This window comes from Neoroseomonas eburnea (assembly GCF_018129005.1).
Lineage (GTDB): Bacteria > Pseudomonadota > Alphaproteobacteria > Acetobacterales > Acetobacteraceae > Neoroseomonas > Neoroseomonas eburnea.
Window position 1 is genome coordinate 1 of record NZ_JAAEDL010000071.1, and the last position, 2,942, is coordinate 2,942.

Sequence of the window (2,942 nt, forward strand, 5' to 3'; positions counted from 1 at the left end):
CCGCCAGGGCCAGCCCGCCGCCCGGGCCCAGTCGCAGCAACGCGCCGCCGCCCGCCCGGCCGGCGGGGGCGGCTTCCAGGGTGGTCGTGGCGGCGGCGGCCGTGGCGGCGGCGGACGCGGCGGGAGGCGCTGAAGATGCATGCCATGATCAGGACCATGCTGGCGGGCGGCCTCGCCGCCCTGCTCTGCACCGCCGGCGCGCTGGCCCAGGTGCCCGCGCCGATGCCCGAGCCCGCCGCCGTGGCCCCGCGGCAGGCGCCGCGGCCGGTTCCCCCTCAGGCCTTCCGCAGCCCGGAGGATGGCTTCGCCGCGCTCGTCGCCGCCATCCGCGCGCGCAACGAGCCACAGGCGCTGCGCGTTCTCGGCAGCGCCGGGCACCGTCTGATCCGATCCGGCGACCCGGTGGCGGACCGCAATGCGCGGGACCGCTTCCTCGCCGCCTATGACGTGAAGAACGAGATCCTGCGCCCGGCGCCCGATCGCGCCGTGCTGCAGATCGGCGAGGATGGCTGGCCGCTGCCGCTGCCGATGGTGCAGCGCGGCGGCGCCTGGCGCTTCGACTCCGTGGCTGCGGGACAGGAGATCGTCGACCGCCGCATCGGCCGCAACGAGCTCGATACCATCGAGACATTGCGCGCCGTGGTCGATGCGCAGCGGGACTTTGCCCGCACCGCCGGCCGGCAGGGAGCCTTCCAGGCCTATGCTCGGCGCTTCTTCTCGACCCCCGGCCGGCGGGACGGCCTCTACTGGCCGACGCGGGACGACGAGCCCGAGAGCCCGCTCGGCCCCTTCATGGCCGCGGCGAGCGCCGGCGGCTATGCGCGCACCCGCGGCGACACGCCGCAGCCCTATCATGGCTACCTGTTCCGCATGCTGGAATCGCAGGGGCCGGCGGCGCCCGGTGGGGCCATGGACTACGTCGTGAACGGGCGGATGATCGGCGGCTTCGCCGTCATCGCCACGCCGGCGCGCTACGGCGTCTCCGGCATCAAGACCTTCCTGGTCAGCCATGACGGCGTGGTCTACGAGCAGGATCTCGGCCCCGACACGGCGCGGGAGGCCGCGGAGATCACCACCTTCGACCCGGGCGAGGGCTGGACGCGGGTGGCCGAGTAGCGGCTACAGCGCCATCCCCGCCTCCTCCGCGCCGGGGCGGTCGCGCTTCGGCTCGGGGAGGTCGGTCATCGTCGCCTCGGTGAGCAGCAGCACGCTCGCCACCGAGACGGCGTTTTCCAGCGCGACGCGCACCACCTTGGTCGGGTCGATGATGCCGGCTTCGACCAGGTCGACATACTGCTTGCGGGCGGCATCGAAGCCGAGCGTGCCGGAGGCGTCCTGCATGCGCGCCACCACCACGCCGCCATCGGCGGCGGAGTTCTCGGCGATCTGGCGCGCCGGCGCCTCCAGCGCGCGCTTGAGGATCTGCACGCCGGTGCGCTCGTCGCCCTCGCAGGCGGCTTCCTCCGCCGCCACCGCCGCGGCGCAGCGCAGCAGAGCGAGGCCGCCGCCGGGGACGATGCCTTCGGCGACCGCCGCCTTGGTGGCGCTGATCGCGTCGTCGAGCGCTTCCTTCTTTGCCTTCATCTCGGCTTCCGCCGGCGCGCCGACGCGCACCACGGCGACGCCGCCGGCCAGCCGCGCGACGCGTTCCTGCAGCTTCTCCTTGTCGTAGTCGCTGGTGGTGGCCTCGATCTCGCGGCGGATGGCGGCGATGCGGCGCTCGATCTCCGCGCGGTCGCCGCCGCCGCCGATGATGGTGCAGGCCTCCTTGTCCACCACCACGCGGCGCGCGCGGCCGAGCTGGTCGAGCTGCGCCGCCTCCAGCTTCAGGCCGAGCTCCTCGGCGATCAGCGTGCCGCCGGTCAGCACCGCGACGTCCTGCAGCATCGCCTTGCGCCGGTCGCCGAAACCCGGCGCCTTCACCGCGCAGGACCGCAGCGTGCCGCGCACCTGGTTGACGATCAGCGTCGCCAGCGCCTCGGCCTCCACGTCCTCGGCCACCACCAGCAGCGGGCGGTGGGACTTCACCACCTGGTCGAGCAGCGGCAGCAGTTCCGCGAGGCTGCGCAGCTTCTGGTCGGTGAGGAGGATCAGCGCATCCTCCATCTCCACCTCCATGCGCTCGGCGTTGGTGACGAAATAGGGGGAGAGATAGCCGCGGTCGAACTGCATGCCCTCGACGACTTCGAGCACCGTCTCGGTGGTCTTGCTTTCCTCGACCGTGATGACGCCCTCGTTGCCGACACGCTCCATCGCGTCGGCCACCAGTTCGCCGATGGATTCGTCGTTGTGCGCGGAGATGGTGGCGACCTGGGCCTTCTCCTTGCGCGATGCCACCGGGCGCGAAAGCGCCTTCAACGCGCCGACCGCCGCACGCGTGCCCCGGTCGAGGCCGCGCTTCAGCTCCACCGCCGAGGCGCCTGCGACGACGTTGCGGATACCCTCGGCGAGGATAGCGTGCGCGAGCACGGTGGAGGTGCTGGTGCCATCGCCGACCACGTCGCCGGTGCGTTCGGCGGCCTGGCGCAACATGCGCGCGCCGAGATTCTCGTCGGCGTCCTTCAGCTCGAATTCCTTGGCGATGGTAACGCCGTCGTTGCAGACGAGCGGCGCGCCCCAGCTTCGCTGGATCAGCACGGATTTGGACCGCGGGCCGAGGGTGACGCGCACCGCATCGGCGAGCTGGGTGGCGCCGCGCAGGATCTTCTCCCGCGCGGCGGAGCGGAACAGGACCTGCTTGGCGGGCATGGCGGCCTCTCCCGTGGGGGATGAATGAAGTTTGCCCGGCGCAACGGCCGGCGCATTGATGCCGGTCAAATGTCGCGGGCGTTGCCCTGTCGGCGAGGCGGTAATACCCGGCGCACAAAGGGCGGACTCTTTGGGTTGATCCGACGCGGCCGGACATGATTCATCGGCGGGCATGGCTTCGAGGAGCGGACCAT

2 protein-coding genes are annotated in these 2,942 nt (G+C 72.3%); one reads left to right on the top strand and one right to left on the bottom strand.

The genetic code is table 11. From position 1 onward, the window contains the following. Positions 1-144 precede the first annotated feature (144 nt). Positions 145-1,116, top strand: a complete 972-nt coding sequence (locus GXW74_RS27635; RefSeq protein ID WP_246524275.1) for a DUF2950 domain-containing protein — start codon at positions 145-147, stop codon at positions 1,114-1,116. A gap of 3 nt (positions 1,117-1,119) precedes the next feature. Here the strand turns inward: GXW74_RS27635 and groL are convergent, their stop codons facing one another. Then, positions 1,120-2,748, bottom strand: coding sequence for a chaperonin GroEL (groL, locus tag GXW74_RS27640; RefSeq protein ID WP_211850130.1), 1,629 nt, complete (start codon positions 2,746-2,748; stop codon positions 1,120-1,122). Positions 2,749-2,942 lie beyond the last annotated feature (194 nt).